The sequence below is a fragment of the Desulfosporosinus nitroreducens genome (assembly GCF_023897015.1).
GTDB classification, from domain to species: Bacteria; Bacillota; Desulfitobacteriia; order Desulfitobacteriales; family Desulfitobacteriaceae; genus Desulfosporosinus; species Desulfosporosinus nitroreducens.
In genome coordinates, this window is record NZ_JAMHFY010000025.1 from 39,995 (window position 1) to 61,963 (window position 21,969).

The 21,969-nt window shown below is 39.5% G+C and carries 21 protein-coding genes and 3 pseudogenes; 5 read left to right on the forward strand and 19 right to left on the reverse strand.

What is annotated here, in order from left to right; translation table 11 throughout:
- Positions 1–896 precede the first annotated feature (896 nt).
- From M8E35_RS20920 to M8E35_RS20930, 3 genes are all read right to left on the reverse strand, one after another.
- Positions 897–1,463, reverse strand: a complete 567-nt coding sequence (locus M8E35_RS20920) for a rhomboid family intramembrane serine protease (RefSeq protein ID WP_252472054.1) — start codon at positions 1,461–1,463, stop codon at positions 897–899.
- Between the two features lie 113 nt (positions 1,464–1,576).
- Entirely contained in the window at positions 1,577–2,347 is a 771-nt protein-coding gene (locus tag M8E35_RS20925; protein WP_252472056.1) for a type II toxin-antitoxin system Phd/YefM family antitoxin, read from the reverse strand.
- Between the two features lie 309 nt (positions 2,348–2,656).
- The gene (locus M8E35_RS20930; protein WP_252472058.1) at positions 2,657–2,902 is read right to left on the reverse strand and encodes a hypothetical protein; all 246 of its coding nucleotides are present in this window, start codon (positions 2,900–2,902) and stop codon (positions 2,657–2,659) included.
- 243 nt (positions 2,903–3,145) lie between these two features.
- Between M8E35_RS20930 and M8E35_RS20935 the strand changes: the two genes are divergently transcribed.
- Both M8E35_RS20935 and M8E35_RS20940 read left to right on the forward strand, forming a co-directional pair.
- The gene (locus tag M8E35_RS20935) at positions 3,146–3,361 is read left to right on the forward strand and encodes a helix-turn-helix transcriptional regulator (protein ID WP_229250165.1); all 216 of its coding nucleotides are present in this window, start codon (positions 3,146–3,148) and stop codon (positions 3,359–3,361) included.
- A complete protein-coding gene (locus tag M8E35_RS20940; RefSeq protein ID WP_252472062.1) occupies positions 3,348–3,785 on the forward strand; it encodes a hypothetical protein in 438 nt (145 codons plus the stop codon). Before M8E35_RS20935 ends, M8E35_RS20940 begins: the two co-directional genes overlap by 14 nt.
- Positions 3,786–3,832: 47 nt before the next feature.
- Here the strand turns inward: M8E35_RS20940 and M8E35_RS20945 are convergent, their stop codons facing one another.
- From M8E35_RS20945 to M8E35_RS27025, 7 genes and pseudogenes are all read right to left on the reverse strand, one after another.
- The gene (locus tag M8E35_RS20945) at positions 3,833–5,974 is read right to left on the reverse strand and encodes a HelD family protein (protein WP_252472074.1); all 2,142 of its coding nucleotides are present in this window, start codon (positions 5,972–5,974) and stop codon (positions 3,833–3,835) included.
- Positions 5,967–6,815: a GNAT family N-acetyltransferase gene (locus tag M8E35_RS20950; RefSeq protein ID WP_252472076.1), complete on the reverse strand. Its 849-nt coding sequence runs from the start codon at positions 6,813–6,815 to the stop codon at positions 5,967–5,969. Before M8E35_RS20950 ends, M8E35_RS20945 begins: the two co-directional genes overlap by 8 nt.
- A 653-nt stretch (positions 6,816–7,468) precedes the next feature.
- Positions 7,469–7,603, reverse strand: a complete 135-nt coding sequence (locus M8E35_RS26585; protein WP_289710956.1) for a class I SAM-dependent methyltransferase — start codon at positions 7,601–7,603, stop codon at positions 7,469–7,471.
- 29 nt (positions 7,604–7,632) lie between these two features.
- Positions 7,633–7,962: pseudogene (locus M8E35_RS20955) on the reverse strand (DUF1847 domain-containing protein); the annotation flags it as partial.
- A gap of 40 nt (positions 7,963–8,002) precedes the next feature.
- Positions 8,003–8,872, reverse strand: coding sequence for a PhzF family phenazine biosynthesis protein (locus M8E35_RS20960; protein WP_252472078.1), 870 nt, complete (start codon positions 8,870–8,872; stop codon positions 8,003–8,005).
- Between the two features lie 695 nt (positions 8,873–9,567).
- Positions 9,568–9,759 (reverse strand): annotated as a pseudogene (locus M8E35_RS20965) (hypothetical protein); the annotation flags it as partial.
- Positions 9,750–9,926, reverse strand: a pseudogene (locus tag M8E35_RS27025) (SpoVG family protein); the annotation flags it as partial. The pseudogenes M8E35_RS27025 and M8E35_RS20965, both read right to left, overlap by 10 nt.
- Positions 9,927–10,223: 297 nt before the next feature.
- On the opposite strand from M8E35_RS27025, the gene M8E35_RS20975 reads away from it, so the two are divergent.
- Positions 10,224–11,057, forward strand: a complete 834-nt coding sequence (locus M8E35_RS20975; RefSeq protein ID WP_252472080.1) for a class I SAM-dependent methyltransferase — start codon at positions 10,224–10,226, stop codon at positions 11,055–11,057.
- A gap of 699 nt (positions 11,058–11,756) precedes the next feature.
- A complete protein-coding gene (locus M8E35_RS20980) occupies positions 11,757–11,990 on the forward strand; it encodes a DUF1659 domain-containing protein (protein WP_252472128.1) in 234 nt (77 codons plus the stop codon).
- A 376-nt stretch (positions 11,991–12,366) separates the two neighbouring features.
- Here the strand turns inward: M8E35_RS20980 and M8E35_RS20985 are convergent, their stop codons facing one another.
- From M8E35_RS20985 to M8E35_RS21010, 6 genes are all read right to left on the reverse strand, one after another.
- Entirely contained in the window at positions 12,367–15,258 is a 2,892-nt protein-coding gene (locus M8E35_RS20985) for a TrmO family methyltransferase domain-containing protein (RefSeq protein WP_309446491.1), read from the reverse strand.
- Positions 15,255–15,689, reverse strand: a complete 435-nt coding sequence (locus M8E35_RS20990; RefSeq protein WP_252472084.1) for a hypothetical protein — start codon at positions 15,687–15,689, stop codon at positions 15,255–15,257. The genes M8E35_RS20985 and M8E35_RS20990 overlap by 4 nt, the downstream gene beginning before the upstream one ends.
- Before the next feature lie 16 nt (positions 15,690–15,705).
- Positions 15,706–16,617: an AraC family transcriptional regulator gene (locus M8E35_RS20995; RefSeq protein ID WP_252472086.1), complete on the reverse strand. Its 912-nt coding sequence runs from the start codon at positions 16,615–16,617 to the stop codon at positions 15,706–15,708.
- 12 nt (positions 16,618–16,629) lie between these two features.
- Complete coding sequence (locus tag M8E35_RS21000; RefSeq protein ID WP_309446492.1) at positions 16,630–16,878, reverse strand: DUF1848 family protein; 249 nt, start codon at positions 16,876–16,878, stop codon at positions 16,630–16,632.
- Between the two features lie 23 nt (positions 16,879–16,901).
- Entirely contained in the window at positions 16,902–17,147 is a 246-nt protein-coding gene (locus M8E35_RS21005) for a recombinase family protein (protein WP_373887471.1), read from the reverse strand.
- Positions 17,148–17,445: 298 nt separating this feature from the next.
- Positions 17,446–17,979 carry a PadR family transcriptional regulator gene (locus M8E35_RS21010; RefSeq protein ID WP_252472089.1) on the reverse strand — a complete coding sequence of 178 codons (534 nt, stop codon included), beginning with the start codon at positions 17,977–17,979 and terminating at the stop codon, positions 17,446–17,448.
- A 115-nt stretch (positions 17,980–18,094) separates the two neighbouring features.
- Here M8E35_RS21010 and M8E35_RS21015 point away from each other — a divergent pair, with 115 nt between their 5' ends.
- The gene (locus M8E35_RS21015; RefSeq protein ID WP_252472091.1) at positions 18,095–19,495 is read left to right on the forward strand and encodes an MATE family efflux transporter; all 1,401 of its coding nucleotides are present in this window, start codon (positions 18,095–18,097) and stop codon (positions 19,493–19,495) included.
- A gap of 140 nt (positions 19,496–19,635) precedes the next feature.
- Here M8E35_RS21015 and M8E35_RS21020 read toward each other — a convergent pair whose 3' ends face one another.
- From M8E35_RS21020 to M8E35_RS21030, 3 genes are all read right to left on the reverse strand, one after another.
- Entirely contained in the window at positions 19,636–20,553 is a 918-nt protein-coding gene (locus M8E35_RS21020; protein WP_252472093.1) for a DUF4097 family beta strand repeat-containing protein, read from the reverse strand.
- Positions 20,554–20,588: 35 nt separating this feature from the next.
- On the reverse strand, positions 20,589–21,053 hold the full coding sequence (locus M8E35_RS21025) for a flavodoxin domain-containing protein (RefSeq protein WP_252472094.1): 465 nt from the start codon (positions 21,051–21,053) through the stop codon (positions 20,589–20,591).
- 263 nt (positions 21,054–21,316) lie between these two features.
- Positions 21,317–21,901: a TetR/AcrR family transcriptional regulator gene (locus M8E35_RS21030; RefSeq protein ID WP_252472096.1), complete on the reverse strand. Its 585-nt coding sequence runs from the start codon at positions 21,899–21,901 to the stop codon at positions 21,317–21,319.
- Positions 21,902–21,969 lie beyond the last annotated feature (68 nt).

Genomic DNA, 21,969 nt, shown 5'->3' on the forward strand with positions numbered 1-21,969 from the left:
TCCGGACTACCTACCGGATCGTGTTTTTACGTTCCATACATATTATATTGATCTCCTTAGTCAAAAGCAACATACCACCTTGAAGGGGAAAGCTCATCCCACTATTCCAATACAAAGACAAAAGAGATATCATTTGCGATTCTTTCTATTCATCACTACCCAATGCCAATAGTATCTCCCTTAAGCTGTCCATTGCGGTTTCGCAGTTTTCTAGTATCTCTGTAGCTAACACATTTGGATCGGGAAGGTTATTACATCTGGATTACCTTCCGGTCCTGGAATTAATCGCTCATTAATTAACAATGAATCAACTATCAATAACTTTTACTGCGTTGGTGATCCCACTTTGTGTCGAAGTTGATACTGGATTAATTGCCATAATAATCCCCCCTATTCTCACATATATCCTTTTATTATATATCGTCATTTTTGATAAAAACTTAATACTGCTAAATTTTTACTCCAATATTTTGTGTCCCAGCTTTTTTCAGAACACGGACCCAATCCCTTGCGCCCTGCAGGTAAATATCTGGAAACCATCAAAAACGACATATGATAGAAATTAATTTTATACACATAAAAAACTAAGTCTTCCCTAAAAAGGGGGGCTTATGTGTGCCGGCCTTTATTTGTTGATGTTATAATTTTTTAGCCATTCGACGTTGCTGTATTTATAAAACATGTGAGTATTCGTGGTCATGTAATAATATTCAATAAAAAGCCACACGAATTCTGGAATTTCAGTCGTATTACCCTTTTAATCCTGGAAATTACCTATAAGCATATTTCTCATACCGGTCTCATCGGCAAACCACAACAGCATACTGCGCACACGAGGCTGACTGCCTTCACACGTTGCGAGCCAGCTGCTTGGATTTTAGTTCGTGCGTTGACACTCATGGACGTCTGCCTACAAGGCCAAAGCCTGCACCGCAGATTCCTCCTAAAATATGAGCTATATGAGCTATTCCATCTTTGGAGCCAATACTTAATATCTCTCCTCCAAGATAGACAATTATGACCAATATCAGGGTGAGTGGGATTTTCCCATCCTTCATGCCGGCTACTGATGATAAGACGATCATCATAAATACGATACCACTTGCCCCCAGTAGTACAGTATTGGGAAATAAAACAACATGCAATAATCCAGAGACAAAGGCAGTGATGGCAATCATTATTAAGAAGGATTGTGATTTATATTTTTCTTCAAGAATAGGGCCCAATACCAGAAATAGAACCATATTGCTGGAGTAATGGCTCCAATTCACATGGCCAAGAACATGACCCAACAATCTGAAGTAAGTCAATGGATCTGTCCAAGATGATCGGTATGCACTAAAAAGCAAATTTGTAGACAGTCCGTCTGTTATCTGTCCTAACAGCAATATAACCAAGGAAACTAAAGCAAACGTCAGGGTTACCGGTGAATTATATTGGAGTTTTCCAAAAAAAAATTTCATATATTTGGTCTTCCTCCTATTCTGTTTTAAATCTTTCTTTATTGCCTTCTACTCTACTGCTTCTGACAGAAATATCATACTTATTGTATTTCCCGTGTACCTCCCATGAGGATTTAAGGGAAAATCAGAGTCCCTGAAACTTCTAAATCAGGAAACCAATACGACCGAACTGTTTCCTGTTTCCTGTAGGTCCGAAAATGATCAATATCCAGGTCCTTAAACCCGTAAACCACTATAATCTCCTGATCAGGATCAACAATCCAAAACTCCCTGACCCCGGAAATCATATAGGTATTCAGCTTATCCACCATATCTTTAGACCTGGTGCTTGGCGATAAGATCTCAACAACCAAAACCGGCGTGCCCATATATCGGCCTTTTTCATCGGTGGTCTCAGCCACATCACAAGCAACAAGCAGGTCGGGCTGCATTACATCAGGGTCTTTGAAACCTTCTTTCCGGAAATGTACATCGAAAGGGGCATAAAATACCTTACATCCTTTCCCTTTGAGATACTCCTTGCATCCAACATATAAGTTTCCCGAGATTTCTTGATGGATAATGCTTGGCGAGCTTAACAGCACAATTTCACCGTTGATGAATTCCATGCGCATATCGCTTTTTTCGTAGATTTCCCTAAATTCCTCATAGGAGACCTTTTTTCCTCCGTACTGGTAGTCCAAAGCCTTCTCCTTCATGAGAAAATAGCGATCGCTATCTGTGAGGTAAGGTGTGAGCCTCACCGCTTTTTTACCGTTTTTGGTAATTACCACTTCATTATTATCGATTACATAATCCAAATATGTCCCGAGATTGCTTTTAAGCTCCGTGGCTGTAATTATATTGTTCGATTTTCGATGACCTTGATTGTCTATATCGTTCATAATTCTAATCACCTCGCACGATAATCATATTATATCGAACGATAATTATCAATCCTTTTCGGCTCGTTGGCTGATTTTAGCTGTAGGAATCATACAAAACAAAAACCTTCCCAAACAATAAAGTTCGGAAAGGTCATAAGTATCACTATAGAGAATCCGCTCACATCAGTTACAAGGCAGCAGGGTACATTCTCCACGATCAGTTGGAAAGCTTCAACGTACTTTTCTTTTGCTAAATGTGGGTTGCAACGGCGAACTCTTTCTATTACTGTCTTTTCAGTTTCATGGCTATCATTCTAAACCCTCCGCTTACTCACCTTCGGCGGGATAACAATGATGATGTTGATGTTTGTGGTGCCCATGACCTTGGTGCATACCTTTTTTCCGGCACGAACCATGATGCCCTGAGCCATGTCCGCGGTGCATCCCCCCTCCATGAGAATCCTCTGCCGCTTCCAAATTTGCGCACAATTTCTCCGTAAGGATAAGGAGTTGTTCTCGTTCATCCTCTGTTAAAGCCTGTCCCCCGGTTCTCACTCCTATGTAAAAAAACAAACACTCTTCCTTTTTTCAGTATAGTGTGTCGTACCCCAGGTCATAAAGCTGGGGCACTCACACAGGATTCAGGGAATGGGAATCTGTCCGCTTCCTCCTGCGTGAAAAGCTGAACGGCGAATTCCCACTCTACTGTTCAAAGTATCCCTCGTCATGGAAAGTTTACTTGACATAAGTGCGTTTCTATGCTATTTTATGTCTACGGAAAGCTTACTTTCCATAATGAGTATAAGAGGTGGTCATTTGAAAAACAGGCTCGAGGAAATACGCAAATTACACGGAATCAAACAGGAAGAGCTGGCAGCAGCTTTGGAGGTATCCAGGCAAACCATCGGCTCCTTGGAAAACGGTAGATACAATCCCTCAATTCTCTTAGCCTTTAAAATTGCCCGTTATTTCAACATGAGTATTGAAGACATTTTCATCTACGAGGAGGAGGCAAACAATGAACAAAAGTAAATTCGATAAGTATGCAGTGTTTTCAGTAATTGGCTTTATAATTTTTATAACAGGCCTTGTACTGATAAAATCAATACCGGACGCACAGGGTATGGTGCGTGTATTACCATATCTTTGTGTAGGGATCGGAACTGGCTTATTTGGGCAAAACTTAGGCGAAATACTGAAAAACGCCGCACTAAAGAAGGAACCGCAAGCCGCAAAGCAAATTGAAGTAGAGGCAAACGACGAACGGAATATAGCCATAAGCAATAAAGCAAAAGCAAAATCTTATGACTTGATGCTGATGGTATTTGCAGCACTGATGCTGGCCTTTGCTTTAATGCAGGTGGATATGTCTATGATCCTAACCTTTGTGGCCGCCTATCTGTTTATTGTTTTCTCAAACATTTACTATCTGAATAAATACCAGAAAGAAATGTAGCTTTATTCATGGCCAGTCCTCCGAATAAAGGATGCCGCCGCAACTCGTTATGCACCCCGCCGCACCTCCTCAGTATCTCCGTCGATCAGCCGGGTCAGCTCGCCGGAGCAGGTCAACGCCAGCCGATGCATCGCCCGCGTGCAGGCAATGTAAAGAAGGCTGCGGTCATAGTCGCTGGTGTAAGTCTTGCTGTTGGCCGCAGGAATGATGACCTCGTCAAATTCCAGTCCCTTCGACATTTGGATGGAGGTGATGGATATCCCGTTTATAAACGCGGAGCTTTCGAGTGAAATCAACTGCACCTCATAATCCTGAGAAAGTCGATCGTAAAGGGCTTTAGCTTCGCTGTTGGTTTTCACGATAATGCCCAATGTCACCTTGTCGCCTTCTTCAAAAGCCTCAATCATCTCCTTTATCCGGGCCAGCTCTTCCTCTTTATTGCGGCATTGGATGAGCGCCGGTTCATCCCCGTGGCGCTCGACGGCTTCCAGAGCCGCGACATTCCGGATTCGCTTGGCAAAGGTGATGATCTCGTAGGTAGAGCGGTAACTCTTATTCAGCTCCACCACCTCTGCGCCCCCATAAAGCGCGCGCAGATCTTCGAAGTTGTGCAGGTGGTTCGGGTTGATGAATTGCCCGAAATCTCCCAGAATAGTCTTTTGGCATTTGAAGAGGATGTTCATCACCGCATATTGAATCGGCGTGTAATCCTGCATTTCGTCGATGACCAGATGCCGGATCACTTGGCTTTCCTGCAAACCCTCGAAAGCGGCCTGGAAATACATGAATGGAAAAACGTCCGCCCATTCCAGTGTTTTCTTTGCTGGCATCACAAACATATCGGGCATGTTCATCTGTTTATAAAAATCCTTATAGAGCTCCAGCGTGTTCTTTACCTTGAGCATCGAGGTCAGGCTTTTGAAGATGACTTTTACCCTTGGTAAAGTATCTTCCCTGTAATTCTCCGTCTCGAAGCGATCAAAGATATCATCCGCAATCATCTGAAGCCGCCGCTTTACTGGATGCTTGCTATAGGCATCAAAGCGTTGTTTTGTCCATTCGCACTTGGCCGTGAAGCGGCCAAAAGTGTAATCCCTAGGCTCGAAAATGCTATTTGACATCTCCTCTAGGTATTTATCCACCAGCTCAACAAAATCGAGTGTGGATTTGAGGCGCACCCGCTTGGCCCATTTCGAATCGTTTGTTTCGAGCGGGTCCTTGTCGGGCTCGAAATCGATGATGCCTTCAAGTTGAACCTCCGCGATGTCCGCGAAGCTCATCCCATAGATCGGCTCTTCTCCCAATTCAGGCAGAACACTGGAAATATAGTCCCCGAATACCTTGTTGGGCGAAAGGATGGTCACATTCTTGGCCGCTAATCTATCCTTGAAGCGGTAGAGGAGGTAAGCGATTCTGTGCAGCGCAATGGATGTCTTGCCTGAGCCCGCGACCCCTTGAATGATAAGCGTCCCGGCCTTCTCGTTTCGGATAATCTGGTTCTGCTCCTTCTGGATGGTTGTAATGATGGATTTCATCTTTTCTTCCGAGGTATGACTCAATTCGCGCTGCAGAATGTCGTCTTGGATGTTGACCGAGCTTTCCAACGTATATTCCATCTCGCCGTTCTTAATTTTAAATTGACGCTTCCGGGTCAAATCTCCATTGATCCTGCCAATCGGCGCGTCATATCCCGCCGGCCCAACCTCGCAGTCGTAGAACATGCTTGCAACCGGGGAGCGCCAGTCGGAGATCAGGAGCTCGCTGTCATGGCTGAAAGCGAATCTGCCAACATAAAAGATGGCGGGTTCTTTCTTGGCTTCCTCGCGGAAGTCGATCCGAGCAAAGTAAGGGGATTCCTTAAGTTTAGCCAGCTTGTCCCGGGTCTCTACCGCAATAACCCCTTGATGATCGATTTGCCGTAAAGCGAGCTCATTTTGGAACATCTCGTGCGGGTCAATTTCGCCCTTATGCTGCACCATGTAGCGCTTGGAATCCCTATACTCTTTATCATATCCCTCAACTGAATCTATCGCCTGCTGCAGAGCATCTTCTATTTTGGCTGAAATGTCAGCCAGGTGGGCGATTTCATCGGGGAAAGCAGGAGGCGCTTCCGCGTCTCTCTTCGTTTTTTCGTTTATCTGGGCAGGCGCAGTTTGTGTGCGCCCGCTGATCTGCTGTGCCTTATTCATGCGAATCCTCCTTGGGCAAGACCATTCTCTGAGTTGGATATCCGAATTCAGTCAGCAGCTCCGCCTCCGCGAATCCCAGTTCCTTCAGCGCCTTCCGATATCCGGTATCCGCTTTGTCACCCTCGCGAAATGTAGTTATACTGATTTCCTTGTTTTTCAAAAGCTCTGTTGTTGCTTTGTGCAAAAATAGCTTTGCAATCCCTTGTTTTCTATAAAGTGGATGAACCCCTAAAAAATCAATGCTCCCCGTTTGATAAGAAATCAGCATAATTCCAATGGCAAGATTGTTCTCTTTCATCATCAACGCGCGCTTTTCGGAAATATACTGTTTCAGTATTTTGATGTGCTCATGCTCAATAAGATTGGGGAAACCATCAATTACAAGCCGAACCAAGTCCATCCAGAGAGGTATATCTTCCTCCGTGGAAAATAGTATTTCCCTGCCAATATGGTTATCTGTTTTATCCCGGATGTCAGTTTTTTCGTTAAATATAAATTCTAATTGCAACGGATAAAACTCCTCGTTTTCTCTAAATTGATTAGGAGATTGTTTATACAATGCCTTGAAGATCGTTGTAAATGCCTGTTGGCTTTCATATCCGGCCAATAGCGCAATATCCAATATTGACTTTTCTGAAAAAACCAGCAGTTTTGCGGCTTCGGTTATTTGCCTGCGCTGCACATAATCATGTATGGTCAAACCAACTGCATCCGAAAACATGCGGTGCAGATGATATTTTGAATAATGAACCGCCTTTGCAACAATATCCAAATCAAGGTTCACATTTAGATGGTTCTCAATATAAGCAATTGCCGAAATAACAGTTTTGAGACTTCTCATAATGCCCCTCCTCTCCATAAATAGTATACCAAAGCAAGCAGAACTTGTTTTAATCATTCTTGCTATTTTCGAATACCTCACCACGGCAGACGGAAATGTCGACATTATCGACTGCTTTAACAGTGGCATGGACTTACTCAATTGATTTACCTTGATTGTTGTTTCCACGCTAATCAAACCCTCCTTATTCTTTTCTTTGTATAAAAAGAATAACACCAGAACAAAGTCTGGTGTTAATGTGTAGGGTTTGTTTTGAACTGCTTTTATTATGGAGGGTTCCAGCTATAACCGATGAGAATAAATCGCAAGGAAGTAAGCATCAAACCGACTGTATGAATATTTCAGTTTCATAGAGCCATTAAAGCAGTTCTCTGGGACCGTAATATTCACCCTCCAGGCATTCACGGAATACCCTCGAACCAGTTCTGCTTCTGCTTCTTCTTCATTTATATTTCCATATGGTCCCTTGGGGAATTATTTTCATAAGGCGTGATGATAAAAAAGCGCTGACAAAGTCATATTTGTCGGCAGTCTCATCTTCACTTAATTAATCTGATTGTACTTCCGGTCATAACTTTTTGGATGACATCTTTTTATTGTACATAACGATACAAGCGATTAGCTGGTCTACCAGTCCAGACAAATCGCTTTTTCTACTCTACTCTGAAAAAGAAATTTGCCTGCTCTAGCATTGCAGGAGAAAAGTCGGTTATTTCTAATGATTCACTGGCTAAAGCTATCTGGGACGACATAATGCCTGGTCCGACTGCCAATTCAATAACCTTCACATCCCCCTGAATTAAGGGGCTATGTTCTTTTATTCGCTATCGTTTTCCTCAAACAATCTCGTATAGTAAAATCCACTTGTATATAATGCTCCTGCAGGATTATGAGCAAGTACACGATCCTTAGTAATAAGCGTTGTCACAGGTGCCTCTGAGTACTTAATAAATATTGAGTCATGACCAACACATAGCCCGACTATCACATTTAAGTCTGTCTTTTCTTTATTAAGTAACTTTGCTTGCAAAACAGGATTACATAAGGATTCATGACTGCCCTTTTTAATTTTGAACTTTTTGTCTATTCCGATTTCTGTTTTGTCAGTTGAGCTTACTTTACAGATCACACAATAACTTTCCAGCCCTTATAAAATCGAATGTAATTATATCCCATTTGCTCTATTTCTATATTTCAACTTCTGATAAAGCTAAATTCATTGCATTCCCCCCAACCTTGACTTCGAGAATTTCATTTTCCTTTACTGTTAACGATACTAGGATTTCAGATGGCTTTTTCATGGAATAACCTTGTTCAAATACAATGTTCGATGCCTGCTCGTTATTGATTTTTCCATAGTGATACAGGTAGCAGCCAAGTGCACCATTTGAGGTTCCTGTTGCCGATTCTTCTGGGATATCATATAACGGAGCAAAGTTTCTGCAATTAGCGTAAGCACCATGTAAGGATTCTAAGGCAAAAACATGATACCCAACTGCATTGTATTTTTGGCTAATTTTTTTAATTTTTTCCATATCCGGTTTTATTGCATTTAAAATCTTAATGCTTTTTACGGGAACCATAATATCCCGAAGTCCTGTTGATACGACTTGGACCGACAAATCTTCCGGCATTTGCGAAGCTTTGATATTTAATGAATCGGCAAGTTCATCTTTATCTATGATTTCCGAAAACACAGGAACCGGCTGATTCATCATAATGGAGTTATCTTCTTTAATTTCAATTCCCAAGATTCCGGCTTTGGTCTCCTGTTTATACGTACCTGGTTTTAACAATCCCAGACTTGCCATTGTATAGAAGGTTGCAATCGTTGCATGACCGCATAAATCAACCTCTTCATTTGGCGTAAAGAATCTCACGTTAAAGTCTGCTACGTTTGATCGCAATATAAAAGCGGTTTCGCTAATTCCTAGAATTGCAGCAATTTTTCTCATTTCCTTTTCCGATAATGAATCTGCATTAGTCACAACACCTGCTGCATTTCCACCTTCTTTCGTTTTAGCAAATGAATTTAATGTATATACGTTTACTTTCATAATCAATTCTCCTTATAAATTTACAATCGTTCCGATATTCTTTATATCCATATCCGCCTTTCCCTCAACTAAATCAGCAGAAACAAGCGGCAATATAGTTGCCAGATTATTTGCTTTCTGTCGATACATATCGTAATCACCCTTTCATAATTTATATAAACAAAACCTTCCCTAACTATAATGTTTCGGAAAGGTTATAAGTATCATATTTAGCATTAAACAACTATTTTAAATGAAAATAGTTTGGCCGTACTGAGTCGTACTCTAATATGATACAAATATAATCTTATCCAAAATTTATAGTAGTTTAAACTAGCTCAAATAACACATCTCCGCGGTAGAGATAGTTCCGAACTTAACGATACTACTGTAAATCCTGAAAATTGAATAAGATTATATGATCATTTTAACTAGCCACCTCATAATTAATCGTTTTAAATTTATTCAGCATATAAATTATATGCCATTTGAGAAATATAAGTCAATAATTATGAATCCGAACGCGTGTTCAACACCCCCATATTTATAAAAAAGCCCGATGTCATCTATAAAAACCCCTAAAAAATCGGGCCGAAAAATGCACTTTTTCGGCCTGTTTTTGTCCAATTTTTGCTCCAAAACCACTACATATAGTGGTTGGCATGCCTTATATGTCCTTCTGACCACAATTCGCCATCAGAACTATACTCTCAACGTGCCGCGTCCAAATCGGGGTCAATGAGCCTCACCTGGGTCAGAAACCTGGCAAAGACATTGCGCACCGGCGGGTTTAAGTATTGCAGGTTTTCCTCCACGCCGGTCACAATGTCCTCGTTTCGCAGGTAGGCTGTGGTTATGCTGGACAGCGCCGTTTCCAGCTCTGCGATATCCTTTTTGTATAGCTGGGCATGGCCACGAACAGCCCCTTGCTGCTGTCCACCACCTTGACTTTGCGGATAGCAAAGGCTTTTACGCTGCCCTCCGGACGGATGGAGCCGATCTAAACATCCACTTTCATAGGGACCTGCGCCGTACTTTCCGGTGCGGCGGCTTGCGTGTTTTCCGTTTTTTTCATGGGCTTCTCCTCCTTGTCTTCAGTTGTTGACATTAAAAGCTCTGCAATCTATGATGAAAGAGATAGTAGACTGAAATTGATTATTGGAGGGATACCGTCCGGTCGGGGCAGTAATCTGCGCCAACCGGAAAAGAAAGATTGAGCGGATACAGACTTAAGGTGCCTTTTTCTAAGGCGTTTTTTGCTGTGTCCGTTCATCTTTCGGCGGTATCCCTTTTTGACTTTCAGGGGATACCGTTATAAAACAGTATCCCCCTTTTCAGTCTGCTATCAAATTAATTTAGAAAGGAAAATATTATGCTTACTTTAGATGATTTAATAAACGCCGACCGGTGCCCGGCACCGTATGAGCCAGGCGAGGAGCTTTGGAACGATCCTCATATTTCAAAAATGATGCTTGAGGCACACCTTTCAACCGATACCGATGCCGCAAGCTATATGCCGGAAAAAATTCAAGAAATCTGTGAATTTTTAGCTCGGACAATGGTTCTTAAAAGCGGAGACTCGATTGTAGACCTTGGATGCGGCCCTGGGCTTTACTGTTCGCGGCTTGTTCAAAAGGGCTTTTACCTGACCGGAATAGATAGGTCGGAAAGCTCAATCTGTTATGCCAGAAATCAAAATCACGATAAACATGCAAATTATATTCTGGCAAGTTACCTGAATCCGTTTGGCTCAAACCAATTTGACGCAGCTTTGATGATTTCACAGGACTACGGCGTTCTTAGCCCAGAAAACAGGAAAATATTACTTAGCAACATCCGCAATGCCCTTAAGCCGAACGGATATTTTGCTTTTGATGTTTCCAGTATGACTGCTTTTCAGAATAGGACAAATGGCACAGCCTCCAAATGGTATGCGTCCGGGGCGGGATTCTGGAGACCCCATAAACACTTTGTTCTGGAGAAAACGATTATTTATCCGGATATGCCCACACTGTGCGACTCTGTAGTTGTATGTGATTCCGGTGTAAAGGCATATCATATCTATCAGTCTTTCTTTTCCCCAGAGTCCATCCGTTCAGAACTCGAAGAAAATGGGTTTCAGGTAGAGGCAGTACTATCAAATCTACGCGGTGAGAAATTCAATGAAGCTTCACCTGCGCTAGGCGTCATTTGTAAAAAAGCCTAGGATATTTGCTTGTTCAGCACACCAGGCAGCCTTATGACTGTCCTGGTGTGCTATAAATTCATGGTTTGACTGTTTTACTGCTCTGGCGACTTGAGTGCAATCTCCTTAAAGCCGAACCTTTCCGGCAACTCATCATAGCCAATGAATTTCATCACATACCAAGGATACTCCAATCAAGCCTTGCATTAAAGGCGGTGATTAATCCAGCGCCCCGACGAAGTTATAAACAAGGATGATGTTCTGCTCCAAAACGCCGTTATTTAAGTGGCTTATAAATAAATTCTAAAGACTTTGAGAAAACTCAAGCAATCTCAAGGAAATGCTTTTACCGCCTGTCTCTTTTGGTTAGAGAAACCTTCAAATCTTTGTGTTTGTCAAAAGAAAAAGGGTTAGACCGTCCCAAAAAAGACGATCTAGCATTACAAAGAAATATATTTCCGCGCCACAAAAAATATTATTAAATTCGCAGCTTACAAATTTCCATCCTCATACCGGCGTCCTATCCTTTTGCGGAATGTCTTTTCAGATACCGCTATAGGATATGCCGAGCCCCCAGACAAGCGTGAGGACTATAGCGCCAAAAAAAATTCGGTTTGGACAAAGATGCTTCCCTACAGTAACCATAGTACAAGCATATCCATATTATATACAACCATGCCGAATCCATCGGCCTCTGGATCAAGAGGGGAGGGAAAAGAGATGCCTATCATGGATAAGCCGTTAACTTCAACCTTAGTGCTGAAATATGAAGACGGGTTGACACCTGCCGGCGGTCCCCAAATCAAGCAAAAGAGCTTAAACTACGTGAGGCCCGATGCTGATCATGGATCCCTCCACGAGGTTGCTGCCGCCCTATTCGGTCTTTCGGAAAAGCCGCTCAATACCGTGATTTTGCGTGATAGTACGGAGTTAGTGGAAGAACCGGAAGAATAATGCCCTCTCACTCTTGGATGGGGCTGTGTCGAAACTTTTGTTTCACACAGCCCTTTGAAAAGAAAAAACATAGCCTCTTATGCTCCTGCCGCATGGGCTTACACAAATGAAATTCCGTAGGTACTCCCGCCTGCCTTAGTCTTGCTGCATAATCCAATAAAGGAGACCCCCCATGAAAAAAACAGATGGCGCAACGGTCTATTGTAGAGTGCTTTAGAGGAATGCTAAAGGGATCTTATCTATCAACCCTTAAAACACTAATCTTTGCTTGAGGTGAATAATGGCTATCTCTATACAACCAGTTGCAATACTATTAATAATCATTGTCCTAAGCAATTGCCTTATGAGTTTCGGGAAAAGCAATGTGCTGAATAGACTACGTCATCAACCAGCCTTCCCTCACTACATATCCCCCAAGGTCTCCACCTTTGGGACCCATTTCGATGATATAATCGGCTTGACTGATGATCCTCGGATTGTGTTCTATAACAACAACTGTCGCACCTTTTGAGGTAAGTTCACGAATAATATAGCACAGCTTATCGACATCATCATCATGAAGCCCCGTAGTAGGCTCATCCAGAATGTAAATCGTATCTTTTGCTTTGCCGTCACAAAGCTCTTTCGCAAGCTTGATCCTCTGAGCTTCACCACCGGATAAGGTTGCAGCACTTTGCCCTAATTTGATGTATGAAAGTCCCACCTTGCAAAGCATATCCAGTATTCTATATATGCTTGATTCATTTTTGAATATTTCTTTAACTTCACCAATTTCCATATCAAGCAAGTCTGCAATGGAGTGCCCCTTATATTCAATTTTCAGTACCGGTTCTTGATATCTTTTTCCATTGCATTTATTGCAGGTAATATAAATATCAGGCATAAAATGCATCGGTATAGCTATTTCACCAGCTCCTTTACACTCGTCGCACTGTCCTTTTGCACTATTAAAGCTAAAGTGTTCTTTCGTAAGCTTTGCTTGTTTGGCATCACTTATTTTTGCATAATAATCTCTTATTAAATCGAATACTCCGGTATATGTACCAGGGGTTGATCTTGAATTCTTTCCAATAGCCCTTTGACTGACATAGTATATGCCAGAAATATGATTCACTCCAATCAAACTATCATATTGTCCAATTGCTTCTGCGCTCTTACCAAGTTCCTTCATCATAGCAGGATAAAGTGTTTTTGAAATCAAACTGCTCTTTCCTGATCCGCTCACACCTATAACACCAATGAATTTTGTAAGAGGTAAGGATACATCAACATTTTTCAAATTGTTTGTTCTAACACCTTTAAGTATAAGTTTTTCATCTACTTCAACGGCATCACACTTAATGACATAATCAAAATTATTAAAAACCCAGGGCTTATTATTTTCAACCGATTCTGCACGCAATAACCGACCACCATAATGTCCAGCCCCCGGTCCGATTTCTACCAGATAATCCGCCATCTGAATAAACTCTTTTTTATGTTCTACTATAATGATTGTATTTTTTTGCTTTTTCAAATCTTTGATGGTTTCAATCAAAAATTGAAAATCCTTTGGATGCAATCCTTTGGAAGGCTCGTCCATGATATATAGAATATTCGAGAGACCTAAGCCAAGTTGGGTTGCTATTTTCAGTCTTTGCGCTTCTCCTCCTGACAATGAAGGAATGCTCCTATCCAGATTGATGTACCCAAGTCCCACTTGCTCAAGCTTTTTCAGTCTGCTAATAATCTTGGTTAAAATAACTCTACATTTTTCCCTTTTAATCTTATCCAAGTTGCTGTAGGTAGAATGGCACCACTTTTTTAGCTCAGTAATGTTCATCATAGTAGCTTCGGGATACCTTGTATTACTAATCCTTACTAGCCGACCTTCCTCAAGCAACCTCTCACCTTTACACCTACTGCATTTTTTATTTACAACAAATCGTTCAATATGGTCCATTGATTTTGGTGCATTATTGTCAACCAATAGTCGCTGCAGTATGTTGACCACGCCTTCGACAGGTCTTGATATTGTACCATTCCTTCCATTAGTATTCTCATACCTCAAAGTCACTTTTCTTCTATTGCTTCCATAGAATATCTGCTGCTTGAATGATTCTGACAAATCTTTAAACGGCACTTCCAAGTCTTCGTTCATATCTGCCGCCAGTGCCAATACTGCTCCTTTCATCCAGTTAGCATTCGGCTTCTCTCGATGTTTTCTAAGGTTTCCCCACCAAACAGATGCACCGTCTAAAATGGATAATTCCGAATTAGTAACAATCAAATCAATATCAACTTGAAGCTCCTCGCCAAATCCTTTACAAACGGGACACATATACTCAGGGTGATTGTAATTAAACAATGCCGGCGTAAGTGTAAAGAAAATCGTGCCACAGTTATTGCATACATTATTCTCCGCAACAATTGCCTTACAATTAGGGCAAACCCTCTCCCCGATTGTAGAAAATAGCAACCGTAAATACTCTCCAATTCTCGTTACTGAAGCAACGGTTGATCTGGGATTTGTCCCTAAATTTTTCTGTTCAATTGCTATTGACGGTTGAAGACCCGCAATTCTCTTAACCATAGAATCTTTCAAATCAGTTCCTAGGAGAGAATTTGACGCAATCAAATCCATAAACTGCTTTTGACTTTCATGATAAATGGTATCAAAAGCAAGACTTGACTTTCCGCTTCCACTAACCCCGGTTATGACGGTTATTTTTTCCTTTGGAATCCTTACAGTAATATCTTTCAAGTTGTGAATAGATACGTTTTCAACAATGATCTCATTAGAACCCATATATTCATGTTCGAAATATTCTTCGCTTTCAAGTTCTTCACAATAGTCTACTTCATTATCACATGTGAGCTTTTTGGTTTTATCTGAGATGTTATTTATTTCCGGAATATCAGGAAACACTTTATAATTTGTCCAATGTCCAACCCATTCCGGTACTTTTATCTCACTGAAAGCTTTCTCTTGGTATGGCATAACTTGCAAAATCACTGAATGCTCAAAGCCATCAAAGCCTAAAACTGATATACACTGATTATAAGGATCAGTAGATTTGACTTTTACGATAGTGGACGCTAAGGGATTTGGTCTTACAGGCGACCTTGTGGCAAACACCCCACACCTCGGAGCATTTTCATAGGGCGGATTACACATTAAATGACGACGGTACCTTTGGTCATCAAACTTATGAAACCACCATATTACTCTCAAAAAATCACCTGTTTGTATTCTCTCTATTGACTCAGTTATTTCTCTTGCTGCTATATTTTCTGATTCTTGAAACTAATCATCCCATAATTATTTACAAACAGATATTGTCCAATTGGATTTCCTTTGAATAAGAATGAAGTAAAAACTTCATTTTCTTGGCGATTCTCCTTTTTATAACCTTCTGCAATCTCTTCACAAGGAAAGTAGGGTTTAATATCTATCAGGTCACCCTTAATAGCTTTAAGCTTTTCATCGGCTTCAAGAAACATTTCTCCGATTCTTTCCTTGATTTCTATAATTTTTAAAACGTAAGAGTAAATTTCACTATCTTCCCTTGTAAATAAAACGCAATGGCTAAAATGCCCTAATTTTAGCAAAGCATTTTTTAATTCCCTTTTTATGGTAACCTTAATTAGCTTGCTTGCTTTTTCATTCTTTGAAATTAACTCATAATCTCCTATTGCTTGAAATTCAATTTTCTTCACCTGATATCCACCCTTCCTATAGAGGAGTTATGGGAATGAATATCTCAACCATCCTCCTCAGGCTATCATTTTCATAGTTCTGTGGCGGATAATACTCAAAACACAATCTGTCATCGGGAACAAAGCCGCTCTCCGGCAGCCATTTTGAAACCATATAGTCCCAAGCGCCTTGATACTCATCAGTTTCCAGCAAAAATCTGCCAATAGCATATTTCCCACCCGCAAGCTCCATACAACCAAACTGGCCTTGACTTACCACATCATTTTCAATAGACATGCATACACTCACCCTAAGTTTTTCTTCCTCCGTTAAATCACCATAATCATGATATACAGCAAACCATCTTGTCTCCTGATTAACCAATTTTTTTCTGCTCGCAAAGCTATATAGCTTGGTAAAAAGCTTCATGAACAAATCAGAATTACCTTTATACGCACCTGTATATCTGGTATACAGCACTTTAATCGGTTCAATTGATTGTATTGCGAGTTCTATAGGGATATTGTAATACATTTCTTTCTTTGATACTTTTCCATTCGTGCGAAGTTCATTGATCAAATGCTTCATTTCCCAATCATCCATTTTTCGGATTTTACTTGCGCTCATTCCATATCTTTCCTTTAATGCTTTTGCAAAGGATGCCTGATTCGAAAAGCCCACTGCAAGTGCAATATCCTGTATCGTAAGCAGATTACTACTTCTTAGAAGAAAAATTGTTTTTTCCAAGCGAAGTCTCTTAACAAAGCTGTATAAGCTTTCACCTGTGATTTGCTTAAAAATTCTTTGAAAATGATATTCAGAAAAGGAGGCCACCTCTGCAAGTTGCTGAATACTGACTTCGTCATCCAGATGGTTTTCAATATAGTCCTGTACAGCATTTATTTTAGAAATGTAGATTTGCCTTGATTCATTTAAAATTGGTTCCATAATAATCTCCACTCATATTATTTCAATCAAGTCTGTGTGTTTGTTGTAAGATAAAAGGGCAATGTTATGTTTTTGGGCAATTCTTGAAAAATGGGATGCTATGGCAATCATCTCATTATGCGACATGGCCCGGTATCTATCGCTTATGCTCTTATATGCGTCAACAAAACTAAAAACACACCGTTCTGTGTATGCGTGAAGCCTCTCGCACATCTCAGTAAAGCGCCCCACATGCCAATCTACCGAGTGTCTAGCATCCACAAAGATAATCAATTGTTGTTGTATCAATCTGAGGTGCCTATTCTCGATTTGACTTCCTTTGCAAATGTCTCGTTGCTGACCAATTCTCTGATTGCCTCAATTAATACTAATATGTATTCTATCTGTAAGCCATTTTCAATATCAGATAGCATTTGTTTAAAAGCTGGTCTACCTTCGATAGATTTTCCTGATTTTCCGGCATCTTCATAGATGTCCACAACAACCATTTCTTCTCTGTCTGCAAAGCGTTTTAAATATCGTCCCTCCATATTTATTTAGTGTTTTGATAGTAGTACATTTAATATCTACGGCAGTTTAATACCATATTTAGAGTGTTGTCAATATGGAGATGACTTGTCATGTCCTGAATTTCTCATTTTACAAATTTCGTAGGGCGCAGCATCCTTAACGCGCCGCGCTCTAATTTATGTGTTTTATAAAATTAAAAGAGCCGATAATCGTGAGTGGTATCTCTCACAAATTATCGGCTCTGGTCTTTGCGTCTGGCTCTTTGATAACTAACATATTCAGTTGTTTCGCATTATTAATTAGAGGCTGGCACTTTAATTAATGGTTTTCAAAACCTTCTTTCAGTGAAGCAATCCATGTTTCGATTGCTTGAGCCAATATAAACTGTTGTTGTAAGACAGCCATTCCTGTTTCGGGAATCTCTGGCATATTTTCTTTCATACTAATGTTTTCTTCCATATACGACTTTAGAATTTTCACGTTATCTTCAATATTTGTTAAACACGATTTTTGATTTTCCGGTGTAAGGCTGGTCAAATTTACTATTACAGCATTAAAATCCAGAAAAATATTAATTGGCTGAGAAGAAATTCCTATCATTAATTTTTCAAATTCTATTTCTCCATCACCTGTTAAAGAATAGACAGCCTTCTCGGCCATTTTTCCCTCTTTTACGATATCGCTTTCAATGTAGCCTTTTTCCTCCAACTGAATTACTTTTTTATATATTGAGGGGGTACTAATTTTCACCCACTTAGATATGTTGCGGTACTCTACTAATTTTTGAATATCGTAGGCACTTAAAGATTCTTTTTTCAATATCCCTAATACAATCAAATCTATTGTTGCCATATTGCCCTCCTTTTTCGCTCTTGACAAATACTATAAATTATAGTACTGTTTGCTTCATGCTATAATTTATAGTACTATAAATTACATCTCGTGTCAAGAGAAAGGAGAGTTAATCATGAATGGAAGTAACAAGAAAATGGAATTGCTGGGAAGTGCACCAATACCAAAAGCGCTTTTAGCACTGGGACTCCCTACCATGATTGGTATGATGATCAATGCGTTATACAATCTGGTAGATGCTTACTTTGTCGGAGGACTGGGAACCAGTCAGATGGGTGCGATCACTGTCGCATTTCCTCTTGGGCAGGTTTTCGTAGGATTAGGTCTGTTATTCGGAAATGGCGCTGCATCCTATATTTCCAGATTATTAGGGCGTGGGGAAAAAGAAACCGCAAACAAAGTTGCCAGTACCGCCCTATACAGCAGTATTTTTATTGGGGCGGTAGTTATTATCTGCACTATCATTTTTCTAAATCCAATTCTGAAACTTTTAGGTGCAACTGAGAGCATATTGCCCTATGCAGTAACTTATGCAAGTATTTATGTAATTTCATCTATCTTTAACGTATTTAATGTCACAATGAATAATATCGTGACAAGCGAAGGCGCTGCCAAAACCACTATGTGTGCATTGCTGACAGGTGCTGTGCTGAATATGATTTTAGACCCAATCTTTATCTATGTCCTGAATTTAGGTATAGCTGGTGCTGCAATCGCTACAGCCATTTCACAGATTGTTTCTACATTGGTATATTTGTGCTATGTACTTAGGAAAAAAAGTGTCTTCAGTTTTAGTATTAAGGAATGCTGTTTTTCAAAAGAAATTATGTCTGAAATCTTGAAAATAGGTATTCCTACGCTGGTATTCCAGTTGTTGACCAGTCTTTCTATTACGCTTATCAATATGCAAGCAAAAGAATATGGAGATTCTGTGATTGCCGGAATGGGTGCCGTAACAAGAATTATTTCTATGGGAAGTCTGATGGTATTCGGATTTATTAAAGGCTTCCAGCCAATCGCAGGATATAGCTATGGGGCAAAAAAATACGAACGCTTACATGAAGCAATCAAAACTTCCATAACATGGTCAACGATATTTTGTGTAATCTTTGGATTAGTAATGGCTTTATTCCCCACAACAATCATTTCTCAATTTACAAAAGGCGATATTGAAATGATCAATGTCGGTCAAACAGCATTGAGAGCAAACGGTTTTTCTTTCCTGCTTTTTGGTTTCTATACTGTATATTCATCACTTTTCCTTGTGCTGGGAAAAGCGAAAGAAGGTTTTATCCTTGGTGCTTGCAGACAGGGAATTTGCTTTGTACCCATCATTCTAATTCTCCCGATGATTTGGGGTATAAGTGGCATTCTTTATGCACAACCGATTTCTGATGTTATCTCTGCCGTTATTACTGTATTTATGGCTGTGCATCTTCATAAGGAATTGGCTATAGCAAAGTCTCGTGCCCTTTCCCCGCAACGAAACATTGATGCACAGAATGCTCAAACCTAAGGTAAACATCAAATAAATTTTCAATGGTTTAATAGATACAGTTTTCATATTATTTTTCATTCTTACTTGATCTATATAGCTCATTTTTATGTGATAAAGCTACGTCGTTATATTTTATTCCACCTTAATATTAAGTAACTTTACTTTTTTAATATATTAATACTTCCCGATGAGGTTTTAAGCGATATTTTATTATCTTTCGTTCCTATTTGTCCCTTTATATCTTTTTTGTCAGTTGTGTTAATAGGAAAATCAGATTGGAATTTGCCACTGGAAGTTTTGGCTTCAACCAAAAACTCAGCAGTTTCCGGAAGCTCTAAAGTAACATTACCTGCTGTAGTTTCTATATTTATGTTCTGATTCTCAAACTCCTTGTGGGCTATTAGGACGTCTCCCGCAGTCCCTTTTAAATCAAAGTTTCCACTACTATTTTTCAAGGTAACGCTACCCGAAGAAATCTCCATTCTAGCCTCTTTAGTAATACACTCATCGATGTTAATTTCTGATGATGAGCCTTTTATTTTTAATTCTGCTACATCTAATCTCTTTATTTTAAGTTTTCCTGATGAAGTATTTATGGAAACTTTTTCGGCATTCAGTTGTTCAGCTTCCAGTCCACCAGATGAGGTATTAAGTATAAAACTTGCTAAATTAAAAGAATCTAACTTAACTATACCTGCGGACGTTTTAATCGAAAGATTCCCCCCATATTCCTCTGGAATATATATATCCAAAAACAAATCTTCAGGTATTGGTAATTCGTACTTACGCTTTGCTCCTACAACAACTGTCTTATTATCGATTTCAGCTGCAAGTTTTATCTCCTGCTTTGCTTTTCCATGAAGTTGAACCTTCACCTCTTTACTTGCTTTCGTTCTTATAATATGAACAGGTGCACTTGACATAGTTACCTGTATTTCATTAATCTCTTCCATGGTAAAGCATTTCTCTTCTTTAATTTCTCTGTACGAAGATAATACTCCTAATCCCAATAAACTCATAATTACTATCACTCCAATCACAATTATTAGTACTTTCTTATTAAATTTAATTTTCACTTTCCAGTCTCCTTTCAGAAATTTTATTCTTTCAATTACAAATTCAAAAGACCATTAGCAAACATACGAGCACGCTCCTTGTCTCTCTCATCGGGATGTCCCTTTTCTCTACCTCCAATAAATGCCAGTTTGCTTTTGCAGTTCAAATTGAATCCAAATGGGCTGTATTCGCCAGAACAGTTAAACTCGCCGATGACGGTACAGCCTTTTTCTGAAAGTTTCTCTTTCATTAGATGTTTCTCTCCAAATTCAGCTGATGTGAAAAAAACGAATGCTTTTTTGTTCATACTGGGCATCTTCTCAAGAAACTCATATACTGTTTTATGAAATTTTGAGCCGTAGATACCTGATCCGAAACCAATCAGGTCGTACTCTACTAAATCTTCCGGCATAACGTTTTCAACCTTTGCAAGTTTAGCATTCATTTCTTGTGCCATGACTTTAGCAATCTTCTCCGTGTTCATTTTGTGATATGATTTGTAAATAATTAATGTTTTCATACGCTTGCTCCTCTTTAATATTTTTATATTCTGCTTTTCTCCAAACATTTCTAATGGCTTCTCATTCAGGAGATTTGTAATTCTACTAAGTATATCTTCTCGAATGAATATTTTTGAATTCATTCACATGTGGATACACGAATTACCTGATCTCAATATATTAAAACAATGGCTAAATTCCTCAAATTAAACGACAGAACTTTGAACGAATTTATTATTGAATTCATTCATTTTAGTGTAAAAAAATCTTGATTGTAATTCTTCTATTTTTGAAAATCAGTCAGCCCTTTCATTATAAACTCCACTAGGTAATCAATAATCTGCGGAAAATGGCAAATACCAATTTCCTCCTTATGGATCTCAATATAAGGTACTGAATTAAATAGACTAAGTATAAACGCATCATCCAAATCGTTCCTAATTTTCTTTTCTACTTTCCATTTTTTAATTAATTCTGCTGTACTACTATTCATCAATTCATAGACCCCTGCTATTCCTCCTTCTTGATAAAATTCCTTCTCTAACTTACTAAAAAGATCTCTGTTATACCATTCCCTTAATATCGGGTTAGTGTTCATACCTTTTAGGTTTAACGTGATTGCTTCTTTAGCAACTTTTACGGGATCACCATCCAAGTCAATCGATTCCATGATACTTCTTTTTAGTTTCTTATTTTCTTTTAAATAAATTTCAATAAAAAGCTTCTCTTTTGATGAGTAATAATTATAAAATGTACCTACCGCCATTCCAGCCATTTTTGTAATATCGGAAACATTGGTATCTTTAAATCCTTTGGAACTGAATAACTCTTTTCCGCAATTAAAAATATCAGCTTTTTTATCTTCCATTTTCCTAACCTCCAACTCGTGAATGAATAATTGTGTATTCATTCATATTCTAGCACAGCATAATTAAT

Coding starts and splice junctions, on each gene's coding strand:
- M8E35_RS21015 (WP_252472091.1), top strand. CDS start 18,095: ATGAATGGAAGTAACAAGAAAATGGAATTGCTGGGAAGTGCACCAATA.
- M8E35_RS20995 (WP_252472086.1), bottom strand. CDS start 16,617: ATGGAACCAATTTTAAATGAATCAAGGCAAATCTACATTTCTAAAATA.
- M8E35_RS21025 (WP_252472094.1), bottom strand. CDS start 21,053: ATGAAAACATTAATTATTTACAAATCATATCACAAAATGAACACGGAG.
- M8E35_RS21005 (WP_373887471.1), bottom strand. CDS start 17,147: ATGGAGGGACGATATTTAAAACGCTTTGCAGACAGAGAAGAAATGGTT.
- M8E35_RS20925 (WP_252472056.1), bottom strand. CDS start 2,347: ATGAACGATATAGACAATCAAGGTCATCGAAAATCGAACAATATAATT.
- M8E35_RS20950 (WP_252472076.1), bottom strand. CDS start 6,815: ATGAGAAGTCTCAAAACTGTTATTTCGGCAATTGCTTATATTGAGAAC.
- M8E35_RS20960 (WP_252472078.1), bottom strand. CDS start 8,872: ATGAAAGTAAACGTATATACATTAAATTCATTTGCTAAAACGAAAGAA.
- M8E35_RS21010 (WP_252472089.1), bottom strand. CDS start 17,979: ATGGCAACAATAGATTTGATTGTATTAGGGATATTGAAAAAAGAATCT.
- M8E35_RS20940 (WP_252472062.1), top strand. CDS start 3,348: ATGAACAAAAGTAAATTCGATAAGTATGCAGTGTTTTCAGTAATTGGC.
- M8E35_RS20980 (WP_252472128.1), top strand. CDS start 11,757: ATGCCTATCATGGATAAGCCGTTAACTTCAACCTTAGTGCTGAAATAT.
- M8E35_RS20945 (WP_252472074.1), bottom strand. CDS start 5,974: ATGAATAAGGCACAGCAGATCAGCGGGCGCACACAAACTGCGCCTGCC.
- M8E35_RS21030 (WP_252472096.1), bottom strand. CDS start 21,901: ATGGAAGATAAAAAAGCTGATATTTTTAATTGCGGAAAAGAGTTATTC.
- M8E35_RS20920 (WP_252472054.1), bottom strand. CDS start 1,463: ATGAAATTTTTTTTTGGAAAACTCCAATATAATTCACCGGTAACCCTG.
- M8E35_RS20975 (WP_252472080.1), top strand. CDS start 10,224: ATGCTTACTTTAGATGATTTAATAAACGCCGACCGGTGCCCGGCACCG.